The sequence below is a fragment of the Rhizomicrobium sp. genome, from assembly GCF_056722145.1.
Map to the genome: position 1 here is coordinate 1 of NZ_JBWZET010000085.1, position 13627 is coordinate 13627.

15 protein-coding genes are annotated in these 13627 nt (G+C 63.8%); 11 read left to right on the forward strand and 4 right to left on the reverse strand.

Going from position 1 to position 13627, the window contains the following annotated elements; genetic code table 11:
* Positions 1–156: 156 nt before the first annotated feature.
* The 4 genes from AC1P6P_RS04905 to AC1P6P_RS04920 all read right to left on the reverse strand — a co-directional run bounded on the left by AC1P6P_RS04905 (position 157) and on the right by AC1P6P_RS04920 (position 3163).
* Positions 157–828: an RES family NAD+ phosphorylase gene (locus AC1P6P_RS04905; RefSeq protein WP_481401319.1), complete on the reverse strand. Its 672-nt coding sequence runs from the start codon at positions 826–828 to the stop codon at positions 157–159.
* A gap of 61 nt (positions 829–889) precedes the next feature.
* Positions 890–1276, reverse strand: coding sequence for an MbcA/ParS/Xre antitoxin family protein (locus AC1P6P_RS04910; RefSeq protein WP_481401320.1), 387 nt, complete (start codon positions 1274–1276; stop codon positions 890–892).
* Between the two features lie 184 nt (positions 1277–1460).
* Positions 1461–2063: an imidazoleglycerol-phosphate dehydratase HisB gene (gene hisB / locus AC1P6P_RS04915; protein ID WP_481401321.1), complete on the reverse strand. Its 603-nt coding sequence runs from the start codon at positions 2061–2063 to the stop codon at positions 1461–1463.
* A gap of 68 nt (positions 2064–2131) precedes the next feature.
* Positions 2132–3163: an Ntn hydrolase family protein gene (locus AC1P6P_RS04920; RefSeq protein ID WP_481401322.1), complete on the reverse strand. Its 1032-nt coding sequence runs from the start codon at positions 3161–3163 to the stop codon at positions 2132–2134.
* A 33-nt stretch (positions 3164–3196) separates the two neighbouring features.
* Between AC1P6P_RS04920 and hslV the strand changes: the two genes are divergently transcribed.
* The 11 genes from hslV to infB all read left to right on the forward strand — a co-directional run.
* The gene (hslV, locus tag AC1P6P_RS04925; protein WP_481401323.1) at positions 3197–3742 is read left to right on the forward strand and encodes an ATP-dependent protease subunit HslV; all 546 of its coding nucleotides are present in this window, start codon (positions 3197–3199) and stop codon (positions 3740–3742) included.
* A 44-nt stretch (positions 3743–3786) separates the two neighbouring features.
* Positions 3787–4041: a type II toxin-antitoxin system VapB family antitoxin gene (locus AC1P6P_RS04930; RefSeq protein ID WP_481401324.1), complete on the forward strand. Its 255-nt coding sequence runs from the start codon at positions 3787–3789 to the stop codon at positions 4039–4041.
* Positions 4041–4433, forward strand: a complete 393-nt coding sequence (locus AC1P6P_RS04935) for a type II toxin-antitoxin system VapC family toxin (protein ID WP_481401325.1) — start codon at positions 4041–4043, stop codon at positions 4431–4433. Before AC1P6P_RS04930 ends, AC1P6P_RS04935 begins: the two co-directional genes overlap by 1 nt.
* Before the next feature lie 33 nt (positions 4434–4466).
* Positions 4467–5771: an ATP-dependent protease ATPase subunit HslU gene (hslU, locus tag AC1P6P_RS04940; protein ID WP_481401326.1), complete on the forward strand. Its 1305-nt coding sequence runs from the start codon at positions 4467–4469 to the stop codon at positions 5769–5771.
* A gap of 169 nt (positions 5772–5940) precedes the next feature.
* Positions 5941–7131: a methionine adenosyltransferase gene (gene metK, locus AC1P6P_RS04945; protein WP_481401327.1), complete on the forward strand. Its 1191-nt coding sequence runs from the start codon at positions 5941–5943 to the stop codon at positions 7129–7131.
* A 71-nt stretch (positions 7132–7202) separates the two neighbouring features.
* Positions 7203–7883 carry a tRNA (guanosine(46)-N7)-methyltransferase TrmB gene (trmB, locus tag AC1P6P_RS04950; RefSeq protein WP_481401328.1) on the forward strand — a complete coding sequence of 227 codons (681 nt, stop codon included), beginning with the start codon at positions 7203–7205 and terminating at the stop codon, positions 7881–7883.
* Between the two features lie 66 nt (positions 7884–7949).
* A complete protein-coding gene (locus AC1P6P_RS04955) occupies positions 7950–8171 on the forward strand; it encodes a hypothetical protein (RefSeq protein ID WP_481401329.1) in 222 nt (73 codons plus the stop codon).
* Between the two features lie 101 nt (positions 8172–8272).
* Positions 8273–8845, forward strand: a complete 573-nt coding sequence (rimP, locus tag AC1P6P_RS04960) for a ribosome maturation factor RimP (RefSeq protein WP_481401330.1) — start codon at positions 8273–8275, stop codon at positions 8843–8845.
* Positions 8846–8850: 5 nt separating this feature from the next.
* Positions 8851–10479, forward strand: coding sequence for a transcription termination factor NusA (gene nusA, locus AC1P6P_RS04965; protein WP_481401331.1), 1629 nt, complete (start codon positions 8851–8853; stop codon positions 10477–10479).
* A 137-nt stretch (positions 10480–10616) separates the two neighbouring features.
* Positions 10617–11267: an RNA-binding protein gene (locus AC1P6P_RS04970; RefSeq protein WP_481401332.1), complete on the forward strand. Its 651-nt coding sequence runs from the start codon at positions 10617–10619 to the stop codon at positions 11265–11267.
* The coding region (infB, locus tag AC1P6P_RS04975; protein ID WP_481401333.1) for a translation initiation factor IF-2 at positions 11264–13627 on the forward strand (2364 nt) is incomplete at its 3' end. The genes AC1P6P_RS04970 and infB, both read left to right, overlap by 4 nt.

Genomic DNA, 13627 nt, shown 5'->3' on the forward strand with positions numbered 1-13627 from the left:
CCATTGGCGAGGGTGAATTCCAGGATCGGCGAATAGCCCTCCTGGATCAAAAGCCGTGAAACCCCGCGCGCAACACCGAGAGCGTTTTCCATGGGTGTATTAGAACGGAGAGGGAACGAGAGGTCAATGCGCAAGCGGATCGTGCTTTGCGGCGCGCTATGTTGTTAATGCGGTGCGGAGCGATGCGAGCCGGTCGTCCCGCAGAAAGTACATTGTGTCGAAGCTGATGGTCTGATGCGGAGCCTCGCATTTTGCCCAAGCAACGCTTTGACGTAATTGCAGATGCCAGGACTGCGCCTTCTCGGTTCGTCGGGAGGCAAATGCATCGAGGGAAAATATCGCCAGGTTGATGCCGCCGGAGACATCACGAACGGAACGATATTTTATCGCCTGTGTGCCGCACTGGCGGGCCTTATCGGCGAGTTCCTGGCAACAGCTATAATCCGAAAGTCGGCGCCAAAGTTCGGCGTCACGCACGAGCGGCGGTCTCGTGGTGTCGAGGCCGTGCGAGGTATGAACCCGTGCCGAAAACACTGTGTACTCGGCTGGATTGCTCGGAAAAGGCGTTCCCGGGGATTCGGCGTGGAAGAGCAAGCGCAGGAACGCCATTTCCGCCATCGCAGTGATCGGCGAAGCGCAGCAATAGAAAACACCTTCGGTCAAGCCGGCGCGACGAAACCGTGAGCCAGTCGGATAAGGACCGCTATATCGAAATGGCGTGAAGAGGAGAAATTCGTAATTCTCCGATGCGTCCACTGCAGGTGGTTTTGCCGCTTCGATTTCCCGCTCAAGAATTTCCTGCTCGTCGCGAGAATCGACGAGCTTCATGGTCGATTTTCTGTGCTGTGCCTCAACCGCGCGCCAATACGAACCCTCGATGAGGACCTGTTCACATGACAGCTCGTCTGGCGTCCAAGTAATCGATGACACGAAGAAGCCCCCGCACCGACTGAATGGAATTGATCGGTGCATCACCAATGGCAGTATTTCGATTACGCAACCACTGTGCCGATACGGTGTCGTCACCACCAACAATTGCGTCCAGCGACCGGTAAAGTCTCAGGAACAATGTCGCAAGTTCCCGAGGTTTGGTGCCAGATCCCAACAGTTTGCTGTCGCCAGCGCGCATCCGGCTGATCGAAGATTCGGACAGTCCGACGACATTGCCCAGGATGCGACTGCTGACGTCCAGCTTTTCCCCAGCGCGGATGAATGCCTTTGCGATCACAACAGCATTTGGTTCATCTGCCGCGGGCTTCCTTTCGCTTTTTTCCATGGCATCCACTCCCTTGCGACAGAGAGAATAGTCGTATTCTCTTTCCAGAGAAAGAACTTGCCCTGTGATAATTCAAGGGGGTTGGCGCCCCACAGACAGGATTTCTTTTCTAACTCAATTGGTTAAGCGTGAGTTGTTCCGCCGCAGTTTCGACCGAATGGGTTAATGCACATTCCCGTCGGCTTCACGCATCCTTCTCGCCGAGCACGCCTTTGGTGGAGGCGAAGTCGCCGTCGAGGCGTTCGTCGGGGGTGATGGCTTGGCGCAAGGACCGCGCCAGGCCCTTGAAGCAGGTTTCCACGATGTGGTGGCTGTTGTCGCCGTAGACGTTCTCGACGTGCAGGCAGACGCCGGCGTTCATGGCGAAGGCCTGGAACCATTCCTTGAACAGCTCGGTGTCCATCTCCCCGATTTTGGGCTGGGTGAATTTCACCCGCCACACCAGATACGGCCGCCCGGCGACATCAATCGCGACCCGCGTGAAGGCTTCGTCCATCGGAATGCCGGCCGAGCCGAAGCGGGTGATGCCGGCGAAATCGCCGAGCGCCTTTTTTACCGCCTGGCCGATGACGATGGCGGTGTCCTCGGTGGTGTGATGGAAGTCGACGTGCAGATCGCCTTGCGCCCGCACCTTGAGATCGATCATGGCGTGACGGCCGAATGCTTCCAGCATGTGATCGAGAAAGCCGATGCCGGTATCGATATCGCACTCGCCGGCCCCATCGAGGTCGAGCGAGACGGCGATTTCGGTTTCACGGGTTTTGCGTTCGACGGTCGCGGTGCGCATGGGCGCCTCCAAATTCCGAACCCCTCCTTAGCAGGAGCCGGGCTAACAAAAAACCCAAACGGCCACGCTCACGCCGCCAGATCGAACAGGTCGGTCACCGGCACCAGGCCGTTGGTGCCCATCACTCTCAGCGCGCCGGTGGCGGCGTTGGCTTCCATCACGAGACGGCTGTTGACGTTGGCGATCGGGGCGGTGAACCAGGACAGGTTCGGTGCGTCATTGGCAAGCCCCATCGCCTGGGCCAGCCGTCCGGCGCTGTCGATCGGCCGCGCTTTCCAGCCGAGTTCGGTCTCGTTGAGCGAGGACTGGAAGTGGTTGGCGGTACACACCCGCCCGCTCACCATTTCGCGCACGGCAAAGGCGTCTTCGGTGCGCTCGATGACGCAGCCCTCGCCGGCCCGCGTGCCGGACAGCGTGAAGATCGCCGGCACCGCCAGCGGGGTCATGCTCAGCATCTGGCGGGCGGCGGTGTAGTCGCGCGCGGTCTCGAACACCCGGCGGACGAGGTGCACCGGCGGCAGCGCCAGCCGCGTCCCGGTCTTGAAGCGGCCGGCCATCCAGGCACCCAGGAACCCGCCGACATGCTTGCGGCGCGGCGCCTGATTGATGGCACAGGCAAAGCGGCCCGGCGCCATCGCCTGCAACACGCCCGAGAAGCCGGGCCAGGTGACGTTGAAATAAGTGCCGAGCCGGCCGGCATAGTGGGCCACCACCGGAAATTCGCCCAGCCGCGGCAACGGCCAATCCAGCACCCGGCGGAGCAGCGGCCCCGCCTCACTGGTCCAGGCGCCGCTGGTGCAGGCCCATTCCAGGCAGCTGTTGAGAACATAGGCGCCGGGCCGGTGGATCGCGTTGGCGATCAGGGTGATTTCCGGCAGATAGGGGTTGTTCGCCTTCTCCAGCCAGCGCTTGGTCAGCTGGTCGGTGGCCGACGCCAGCACCCGCCCCGGTCCTTGGCCGACCAGCGACAGGGCGCCGTCGAGCAGGATGTTGGCCTGATGGCGGAACAGGAACAACAATTCCAGGGGCGTGTGGCCGCGCAGGTCGACCAGGGGTATTTTTGCGAGCGGTTGCCCGGAGTGCTGCCGAAGGTGCTGCATTATCGCGACTCCCACCCTATATTGGCTGCTATCATGTCTGATCAGAAATGGCGTTCAACCACCATCCTCTCCCTTCGTAAGGGTAGCACCGTTCTTGTCGCCGGCGACGGCCAGGTCACCCTGGGCGCCACGGTGATGAAATCCAATGCCCGCAAAGTCCGCCGCCTCGGCAAGGGCGACGTGATTGCCGGGTTCGCCGGCGCCACCGCCGATGCCTTTGCCCTGTTCGAGCGGCTGGAATCGAAGCTGGAACAGCATCCTGGCAATCTGGCGCGGGCCTGCGTGGAGCTGGCCAAGGACTGGCGCACCGACCGCTATCTGCGCCGCCTGGAAGCGATGATGGCGGTTGCCGATAAGCAGACCAGCCTGATCCTGTCGGGCACCGGCGACGTCGTCGAACCCGAAGACGGGCTGATCGGCATCGGCTCTGGCGGACCCTATGCGCTTGCCGCCGCCCGCGCCCTGCTCGACCTCGATCTGCCGGCAGAAGCCATTGCCCGCAAAGCGATGAAAATCGCCGGCGACATCTGCATCTACACCAACGAAAACGTGGTTATCGAGACGCTGACGTCCGGTTGAGGCACGCAGCTGTCAGATGTATCATTCGTCGTTGAGGGTATGTCATGAATGTGCGCAGTCCCAAGATCGATGAATTGGCACAGAAGCTGGCCAACCAGACGGGCGAGGATCCGGTTCAAGCCGTGATACGCCTACTTGAGGAGCGGTTGGAGCGGAACAACGCGCGTGCACCTGAAGATCGCGAAGCGCGCAAAGCCGCGATTTTAGAGATCGTCGAGCGTTTCAATCGGCGCCCGATACTGGATGATCGCGCGCCCGACGAAATTATCGGCTACAACGAACATGGTCATTTTGACTGATGATCGTCGATACATCCGCGTTGATTGCGATACTATGGAATGAACCGGAAGCGGACACATTCCTATCCAAAATCCTGGACGCCCAGCATGTCCGTATTTCTGCGGCGACGGCAGTTGAGTTGTACTGCGTCGCCATCGGCCAGCGCGGGGTTGGTGGCGCTGAAGATGCGGACCTTCTGTTGGTCCGCTGTGGTGCGGAAATCGTGCCGCTGCGATCCGACCAAGTCGAACTGGCGCGGTACGCTCTTCTAACCTATGGCAAGGGCCGCCATCCGGCGCGGTTGAATTTTGGGGATTGCTTTTCTTACGCCTTGGCCAAGGCGTACATGGAGCCCTTGCTCTATAAGGGCAATGATTTCGCCCACACCGACAGCGTTGCAGCGCTGGCGTAGACAGTCGCGCCGTCCGTCCCCATATAGGTTTCCATGACCGCAGCCTTCACCCCCCGCGAAATCGTCTCCGAACTCGACCGCTTCATCATTGGCCAGCATGACGCCAAGCGCGCTGTTGCCATTGCGCTCAGGAACCGCTGGCGCCGCCAACAGCTGCCGCCCGAACTGCGTGAAGAAGTGCTGCCGAAAAACATTCTCATGATCGGCCCGACCGGGGTCGGCAAGACCGAGATTTCCCGCCGGCTGGCGAAACTGGCGCAGGCCCCCTTTCTCAAGGTGGAAGCAACCAAGTTCACCGAAGTCGGCTATGTCGGGCGCGACGTCGAGCAGATCGTGCGCGATTTGTTGGAAATCGCCATCGCCCAGGTGCGTGAGCGTAAGCGCCGCGACGTTGAAGCGCTCGCCGAAGACCGTGCCGAGGATCGTCTGCTCGATGCGCTGGCGGGCCCCTCGGCGGCGTTGCGCGAGGGCAAGCGCCGGGCACTGCGCGCCGGCGAGCACGAAGACACCGAGATCGAATTGGAAATGAAGGATTCCGGCGGCATGCCGCAATTCGAAATCCCCGGCATGCCCAACGCCAATGTGTCGATGGTCGGTCTCGGCGATGCCTTCGGCAAGCTGTTCGGCGGCAAGCAGAAGCCGCGGCGCTTGAAGGTCAAGGATGCCCGCCCGCTGCTGCTGTCGGAAGAGGCCGACAAGCTGCTCGACCAGGATGCCGTCACCCGCGAAGCAATCGAGGCGGTCGAGCAGAACGGCATCGTGTTTCTCGATGAAATCGACAAGATCTGCGCCCGCTCCGAATTGCGTGGCGGCGGTGACGTCAGCCGCGAAGGGGTGCAGCGCGATCTCCTGCCGCTCATCGAAGGCACCACGGTCGCCACCAAGCACGGCCAGGTGAAGACCGATCACATCTTGTTTATCGCCTCGGGCGCCTTCCATACGGCAAAACCGTCGGACCTGCTTCCCGAACTGCAAGGGCGCTTGCCGATCCGGGTGGAACTGAAGGCGCTCAGCCGCGACGATTTCCAGCGCATCCTGACCGAGCCGGAAGCCAGCCTGATCAAGCAGTATGTGGCGCTGTTGCGGACCGAGGGCGTCCGCCTCGATTTCACGCCCGACGGCATCGGCGCCATTGCCGACGTTGCTGCCTCGGTCAATGCCACGGTGGAAAACATCGGCGCCCGGCGGCTGCAGACGGTGATGGAGCGGGTGCTCGACGAGATCAGCTTCGTCGCCAGCGAAAAACAGGGCGAGACCCTCACCATTGACGGCGCTTATGTCCGGTCCAAGGTGGAAGACCTCGCCAAGGACCAGGATTTGTCCCGGTTCATTCTGTAGTTTCCGGGATTTGACGCAGCGATCTGCGCAATATGGCCGCATGACGGGTCGAGTGCGGCCAAACCATATGCCAAAATGTGCATATGCTCATTGACCCCCGCCCAAATTGCTGCAAGGAGTCCCCCTCAAAGGGGCGCCCCGCGGGGGCGCTGTTAGAAGGGCTTTGCATATGGCGCGGTCAGACTATCTGTTCACCAGCGAGAGCGTATCGGAAGGGCATCCCGACAAGGTTTGCGACCGGATTTCCGACGAAATCGTCGATCTGTTCTTCCGGGAAGGCCCCAAGCACGGGTTCTCGCCGTGGGATTTGCGCTGCGCCGCGGAAACGCTGGCCACCACCAACCGCGTCGTGATCGCGGGTGAGACCCGCGGGCCCAAGGAAATCACGCCGGAAATGGTGGAAGCGGTCGCCCGCGAGGCCATCAAGTCGATCGGCTATGAGCAGGACGGCTTCCATCACGCCACCTGCAAAGTGGAAGTGCTGCTGCACAGCCAGTCGCCCGACATTGCTCAGGGCGTCGATGCCGCGGGCAACAAGGACGAAGGCGCCGGCGACCAGGGCATCATGTTCGGCTACGCCTGCACCGAGACCCCGGTGCTGATGCCGGCCCCCATCGCCTATAGCCACAAGATCCTGGAACTCTTGGCGAAAGCCCGCCATGCCGGCAAGGAACCGAAGCTCGGCCCGGATGCCAAGAGCCAGGTCACGCTGCGTTATGCCAATGGCAAGCCGGTGGAAGTGACCCAGATCGTGCTCTCCACCCAGCATCTCGACGCGGCGATGACCTCGGCCGACGTCCGCAAGGTAGTGGAACCCTATATCCGCGAGGCCCTGCCGGCCGATTGGATCACCGCCAAGACCCTGTGGCACATCAACCCGACCGGCGCCTTTGTGGTCGGCGGTCCGGATGGCGACTCCGGCCTCACCGGCCGCAAGATCATCGTCGATACCTACGGCGGCGCGGCCCCGCACGGCGGCGGCGCCTTCTCGGGCAAGGATTCGACCAAGGTCGACCGCTCGGCCGCCTATGCCGCCCGCTATCTCGCCAAGAACGTGGTCGCCGCCGGCCTGGCCGACAAATGCACCATCCAGATCGCTTATGCGATCGGCGTGTCGGAGCCGTTGTCGGTCTATGTCGACACCCACGGCACCGGCAAAGTCGATGAAGCCAAGCTGGAAGCGATCCTGCCGGAACTGGTGTCGCTGAAGCCGCGCGCCATCCGCGAGCGCCTCGACCTTAACCGGCCGATCTTCGCCCGCACCTCGGCCTATGGCCATTTCGGCCGCGTCCCGGAAGCCGACGGCGGCTTCTCGTGGGAAAAGACCGATCTGGTGGCGGCCCTCAAGGGCGCGTTCTAGGCACGTTGCACGCGTATTGATTTGGAAGGCGGGCCGGAGTACCGGCTCGCCTTTCTTTTTGCCGGGACCGCATGTTCGAGCACGAGCAATTCCAGAAAAAGCTCTATGGCCGGCGCAAAGGGCCAAAACTGTCGGCGCACAAGGAAGATCTGCGCCGCACCCTGCTGCCGGCGCACGCCTTGACCCTCGTGCCGGGCGCCGATCCGCGCGGGCTGTTCACGCCGCCGGTGGAAGACGTCTGGCTGGAAATCGGCTTCGGCGCCGGTGAGCACATGCTGGCGCTGGCGCGGGCCAACCCGGCGGTCGGGCTGATCGGCGCCGAGCCCTATGAATCGGGCGTCGCCAAGCTTCTCACCCATATGGCTGACGATCCGCCCGTCAACCTCAAGATCCACGAAGGTGATGCGCGCGACATCGTGGCGGCACTGCCCGATGGGGTGCTCGGCAAAGTGTTCGTGCTGTTTCCCGATCCATGGCCGAAAACCCGCCATCACAAGCGCCGCTTCATCCAGAGCGAGATGCTGACGGCGTTTGCCCGCGTCTTGCGCCCCGGTGGCGAATTGCGCTTTGCCAGCGACGATGCCGGCTATGCCGCCTGGACCCTGGAGCGGGCGCTGGCCCATCCGGCGTTTGCCTGGACCGCCGAAAGCCCGGCCGATTTCACGGTGCGCCCAGCCCACTGGCCACCGACCCGCTATGAGGCCAAGGCGCTGCACGGCCCGCCGGTTTACTATTCTTTCGTCCGCCGCTGAGGGTTTACAATGCCCGCTTCGGACGGCGCCTCGCTCCCGCCACGATAACGGTTTAAAACCAGCACCATGACCAACCCCAACGACGACGAAAACGAAAGTCCCAAATGGGTTTGGCCGCATCCGGCCGACATGGGCACCGTGCTGATCGCCGGGGTGTTCCTGGCCGGCATGATCGGCACCATCCTGTGGCTGTTTTCCAGCTCCGACCCGATGCTTGACCTGTTCGGCCACCACAAGCCGGCGGCCGAGCAATCGCAGGAAGTCATGATCGACCTGCAAAAAAAGTAGCACACGATTTGCGGAAAAAGTGACGGGCCCCAACGTGGTCAGCTTGTAATTTCGCCGGTTCGCGGCTACATAGCGGCCATCCCAGACAACAGAGTGCTGTTGTGTGGCGGTCTAAGAAGGCCGCCGCGGGAAAAAGGTTTGGTCGTCTCGATCAAGGATTTGCCGCCATACTGTCTGCGCTGAACCATCTCGAACCGATCCTGGCGCCCGTCATCGAGGCGGCCGGGTTCCGTTTGGTGCGCCTGAGGATGATGGGCGGCAAGGTGAAGACGCTGCAGGTGATGGCCGAGCGCGACGACGGCAGCATGAATGTCGATGATTGTGCCGCCCTCAGTGCGGCGCTGTCGGATTTCTTCGATGCCGATCCCGAGGCGGTCCCGGGCGAATTCAATCTCGAAATTTCCTCGCCGGGCATCGACCGGCCGCTGACGCGGCTGACCGATTTCGCCCGCTGGGCCGGCCACGAAGCCAAGATCGAAACCGTCGCGATGATCGAGGGGCGCAAGCGCTTCCGCGGCATCCTGAAGGGCCTCGACGGCTCCGATATCGTCATCGCCGCCGGCAAGGACACGCTGACGCTGCCCTTCGGCGTCATCGCCGACGCCAAGCTCGTTCTCACCGACAAACTGATTGAAGAAGATCTGAAGGCGCGCGAAGCCGCGCATAAGGAGTAACGCTCATGGCAGCGATTGCCGCAAACCGTACCGAACTCTTGCAGATCGCCGATGCGGTCGCGCGCGACAAGTCGATCGACAAGGCGGTCGTCCTCGGCGCCATGGAAGAGGCGATGCAGCGTGCCGCCAAGGCCCGCTACGGTGCCGAGAACGAGATCAAAGTGGAAATCGATCCCAAGACCGGCGAGACCCATGTGTCGCGCTATCTGCACGTCGTCGAACTGGTCGAGAACGACAAGATCGAGATCAGCCTCAGCGACGCCCAGACGCGCAATCCGTCGGCGATGATCGGCGACATCATTGCCGAGACGCTGCCGCCGGTGGAATTCACCCGCATCGCCGCCCAGGCCGCCAAGCAGGTGATCGTGCAGAACGTGCGCGAAGCCGAGCGCGCCCGCCAGTACGAGGAATACAAGGATCGCATCGGCGAAATCATCCACGGCATCGTCAAGCGGTCCGAATTCGGTTCGGTGGTGGTCGACCTCGGCCGCGCCGAAGGCGTCGTACGCCGCGATGAGATGATCCCGCGCGAAAACTTCCGCGCCGGCGACCGCATCCGGGCCTACATTTACGACGTCCGCAAGGAAACCCGCGGTCCGCAGATTTTCCTGTCGCGGTCGCATCCCCAGTTCATGGTCCGCCTGTTCGCCCAGGAAGTGCCGGAAATCTACGACGGCATCATCGAAATTCGCGCCGTCGCCCGCGATCCGGGCTCCCGAGCCAAGATCGCCGTGATCTCGAAGGATTCCTCGATCGATCCGGTCGGCGCCTGCGTCGGCATGCGCGGCGTGCGCGTCCAGGCGGTGGTGCAGGAACTGCAGGGCGAGCGCATCGACATCATTCCGTGGAACAACGAAGCGGCGACCTTCATCGTCAACGCCCTGGCGCCGGCGGAAGTGTCCAAGGTCGTGCTCGACGAAGAGGCCCATCGCGTCGAAGTGGTGGTGCCCGACGAGCAGCTGTCGCTCGCCATCGGCCGCCGCGGCCAGAACGTGCGCCTCGCCTCCCAGCTCACCAGCTGGCAGATCGACATCCTGACGGAGGCCGAGGAATCGGAACGCCGCCAGAAGGAATTCACCGAGCGCACCGCCCGCTTCACCGACGCCCTCGACGTCGACGAAACCATGGCCCAGCTGCTCGCCTCGGAAGGCTTCGCCGAAATCGAAGACATCGCCTACGTCGACCTGCATGAGCTGGCGGCGGTGGAAGGCTTCGACGACGAGACCGCCCAGGAGTTGCAGCAGCGCGCCGTGGAGTTCATCGACGCCCGCAACAAGGCGCTGGACGACAAGCGTCGCGAACTCGGGGTGGAAGATGCCGTCCTGGAAGTGGACGGGGTCACTGCCGCGATGGCCGCCAATCTCGGCGAGCACGAAATCAAGACCCTCGAAGACCTCGCCGGCTGCGCCACCGACGACCTTTTGGGGTATTATGAGACCACCAAGGACAAGGAACGCGTCCGCATCGCTGGCGCCCTGGAAGGGTTCGATCTCACTCCTGACGACGCCAACGCCATCATCATGAAGGCCCGCGTCAAGGCTGGCTGGATCGAAGCACCAGTCGAGGAAGAGGCGGTGGAAGCCGACGAGGAAGTTGCCGAAGAGGGTGCGGAAACGCCCGAATCCGAAGCCTAACCGCTTATAAGAGTTGTATGTTTTGCCGATAGGCAAGGCCTGAAGGACCGGCTATAAGACGCCGTTTTCGGGTTTGATCGATAAGGAGTGACACGCGCTGGTACGGGTTTTGGCGATAGCGACGGGGAGGGCGCCTCATGCTGGCGGCCACCACGGACAATGAGGGCGCAGGCCGTGAGCGGCGCTGCATCGCCACCGGCGCGGTTCTGCCGGCGGCGAAACGCATCCGCTTTGTCGTAAGCCCGGACGGCGAAGCCGTTCCCGATATCGACGGCAAGCTGCCTGGCCGCGGCCTGTGGCTGACCGCCAACCGGACCTGTTTCGCCAAAGCGCTGGTCAAGGGCGATTTCGCCAAGGCCGCCCGGGCCAAGGTGACGGTCCGCCCCGATATCGCCGACCATGTCGTGCACCTGCTGGTCGAGCGGCTGAAGGCCGATCTCGGCATGGCGCGGCGGGCCGGTTTCGCCGATACCGGTTTTGATGCGGTGTTGCGCGCGCTCGACAAGAAAATTCCGCCGGTGGTGCTGTTTCATGCCGCCGATGCCTCCGACGACGGACGGCGCAAGATCCGCTCGGCGATGAAAAGCCGGGAGCTTGAGGCCCGTTCGGTCGACCTCCTCACCCGGGAGGAGCTGAGTTTGGCGTTGGGCCGGGAGAATGTGGTACATGCCGCCATCCGGCCGGGGGCCTTGGCGGATCGCTTGATTTTGAATTCCTCGCGCCTGGCGGGCCTTGGCAAACCGTCGGACGCAGCTGACCAGAAGGTCCAGGACGAAAGCACGTTATGAGCGACACGAACGATACCAAGAAGCCGGCCGCCGCGCACAAGACGCTGTCGCTGAAGAAGACCGAGACCTCCACCGTGAAGCAGAGCTTCAGCCATGGCCGCACCAAGGCGGTGGTGGTTGAGAAGAAGCGCACGCGCGTCGAGACCGGCAAGCCGGTCGCGCCCGTCAAGGAAACGCCCAAGGCCGCCGCGCCGGCGCCGGCTGCGCCGTCGAAGCCAATTGCTCCCGGACCGAGTCGCCCCGGTGTCGTGCTGCGCCAGCTGACCGAAGAGGAAAAGGCCCGCCGCGGTGCCGCCCTCGCCGATGCCCGCATCGCCGAAGAGGAAGCGCGCAGGGCCGCCGAAGAAGACGCCAAGCGCCGCGCCGAGGAAGAAGCCCGCCTCAAGATCGAACGCGAAGCCGCCGCCAAGCGCAAAGCGGAAGAGGACGCCCGCAAGGCCGCCGAGGAAACCGCCAAGAAGCGCGCCGAAGAGGAATTGCAGCGTCGGCTCGAGCGCGAGCGCAAGGATGCGCAAGGCTCTCAGCCCGCCGCCCGTACGACACCGGCGCCGCGCCCCGCCGCTGGCGCCAAGCCGGCCGCGAGCGTCGCTCCGGCAGCGACGGACGCCGGTCCCAAGCCGGCCGAACCGCCGCGCCGCAAGCTGGTGGTCAAGGAGGAAGAGGAAGACAGCGCTCCCAAGAAGGCGGGCGTCAAGCTGCCGGTGAAGGCACCGGCGGCCAAGAAATCCACCGATGCCGATCGCCGTCGCGGCAAGCTGACCGTCACCAAGGCGCTGTCGGGCGACGACGAGCGCATGCGTTCGGTCGCTTCCTACCGCCGCCATCTGCAGCGCATGAACAAGGGCCAGATTCAGCAGGCCGCCGGTCCGGTCGGTCCGCGCGAAGTCACCATTCCGGAAACCATCACGGTGGCCGAACTCGCCAACCGCATGGCCCGCCGCGCGGTGGATGTCATCAAGGTCCTGATGAAGAACGGCATGATGCAGACGGTCAACGACGTCATCGACGCCGACACCGCCGAACTGGTCGCCACCGAATACGGCCACACCGTGCGCCGCGTCGCCGAATCCGACGTGTTGGAAGGCCTCAAGGGCGGCGAGGATGCCAGTGACGAACTGGTGTCCCGTCCCCCGGTCGTCACCGTCATGGGTCACGTCGACCACGGCAAGACCAGCCTGCTCGATGCCTTGCGCTCGACCGACGTGGTGTCGGGCGAAGCCGGCGGCATCACCCAGCACATCGGCGCCTATCAGGTGCGGCTGGAGGACGGCCAGCGGGTGACCTTCCTGGACACCCCGGGCCACGCCGCCTTCTCGGCCATGCGCGCCCGCGGCGCCAATATCACCGACATCGTGGTGCTGGTGGTGGCGGCGGACGACGGGGTGATGCCGCAGACGGTCGAGGCGATCAATCACGCCCGCGCCGCGGACGCCCCGATCATCGTGGCGATCAACAAGATCGACAAGCCGGGCGCCGACCCGACGCGGGTGATCAACGAACTGCTGCAGCACGAGATCGTGGTCGAATCCCTGGGCGGCGACACCCAGGCGATCGAGGTCTCGGCCACCCAAAAGCTGGGCCTGGACGACCTGATCGAGGGCATCCTGCTGCAGGCCGAGGTGATGGACCTGAAGGCCAACCCCGACCGCTCCGCCGAAGGCGTGGTGATCGAGGCCAAGCTGGACCGCGGCCGCGGCGCCGTCTCCACCGTGTTGGTCAAGCGCGGCACGCTGAAGCGTTCGGACATCGTCGTCGCCGGCTCGCACTGGGGCCGCGTGCGCGCCCTGATCAACGAGCGCGACGAGCAGGTGCCGCAGGCCGGGCCGTCCGAACCGGTCGAGATCCTCGGCCTGGACGGCCCCGCCTCGCCCGGTGAACCGTTCGCCGTGGTCGAGAACGAGGCCCGCGCCCGCGAGCTGACCGAATACCGCATCCGCCAGAAGCGCGAGAAGACCATCGCCCCGGCCGGCGTCGCCGGGGCCTCCCTGGCCGACATGATGGCCAAGCTGCAGGACAAGCGGGTCAGCGAGCTGCCGCTGGTGATCAAGGCGGACGTGCAGGGCTCGGCCGAAGCGATCGTCACCTCGCTGGAGCAGTTGTCGACCGACGAGGTCCGCGCGCGGATCATCCTGTCGGGCGCCGGCGCGATCAACGAGAGCGACGTGATGCTGGCCAAGAGCTCGGGCTCGCCGATCCTCGGCTTCAACGTCCGCGCCTCGCGCCAGGCCCGCGACCTGGCCGAGCGCGAAGGCGTCGAGATCCGCTACTACGCGATCATCTACGACCTGATCGACGACATCAAAGGCGTGCTCTCGGGCATGCTGGCGCCGATCCAGCGCGAAACCTTCCTCGGCAACGCC

Bases quoted from the DNA above. Each gene is read 5' to 3' on its own strand.
- AC1P6P_RS04905 (WP_481401319.1), bottom strand. From the start codon at position 828: ATGAAGCTCGTCGATTCTCGCGACGAGCAGGAAATTCTTGAGCGGGAA.
- nusA (WP_481401331.1), top strand. From the start codon at position 8,851: ATGGCAGCGATTGCCGCAAACCGTACCGAACTCTTGCAGATCGCCGAT.
- AC1P6P_RS04935 (WP_481401325.1), top strand. From the start codon at position 4,041: ATGATCGTCGATACATCCGCGTTGATTGCGATACTATGGAATGAACCG.
- hslV (WP_481401323.1), top strand. From the start codon at position 3,197: ATGTCTGATCAGAAATGGCGTTCAACCACCATCCTCTCCCTTCGTAAG.
- hslU (WP_481401326.1), top strand. From the start codon at position 4,467: ATGACCGCAGCCTTCACCCCCCGCGAAATCGTCTCCGAACTCGACCGC.
- AC1P6P_RS04970 (WP_481401332.1), top strand. From the start codon at position 10,617: ATGCTGGCGGCCACCACGGACAATGAGGGCGCAGGCCGTGAGCGGCGC.
- metK (WP_481401327.1), top strand. From the start codon at position 5,941: ATGGCGCGGTCAGACTATCTGTTCACCAGCGAGAGCGTATCGGAAGGG.
- AC1P6P_RS04930 (WP_481401324.1), top strand. From the start codon at position 3,787: ATGAATGTGCGCAGTCCCAAGATCGATGAATTGGCACAGAAGCTGGCC.
- trmB (WP_481401328.1), top strand. From the start codon at position 7,203: ATGTTCGAGCACGAGCAATTCCAGAAAAAGCTCTATGGCCGGCGCAAA.
- hisB (WP_481401321.1), bottom strand. From the start codon at position 2,063: ATGCGCACCGCGACCGTCGAACGCAAAACCCGTGAAACCGAAATCGCC.
- AC1P6P_RS04955 (WP_481401329.1), top strand. From the start codon at position 7,950: ATGACCAACCCCAACGACGACGAAAACGAAAGTCCCAAATGGGTTTGG.
- AC1P6P_RS04910 (WP_481401320.1), bottom strand. From the start codon at position 1,276: ATGGAAAAAAGCGAAAGGAAGCCCGCGGCAGATGAACCAAATGCTGTT.
- AC1P6P_RS04920 (WP_481401322.1), bottom strand. From the start codon at position 3,163: ATGCAGCACCTTCGGCAGCACTCCGGGCAACCGCTCGCAAAAATACCC.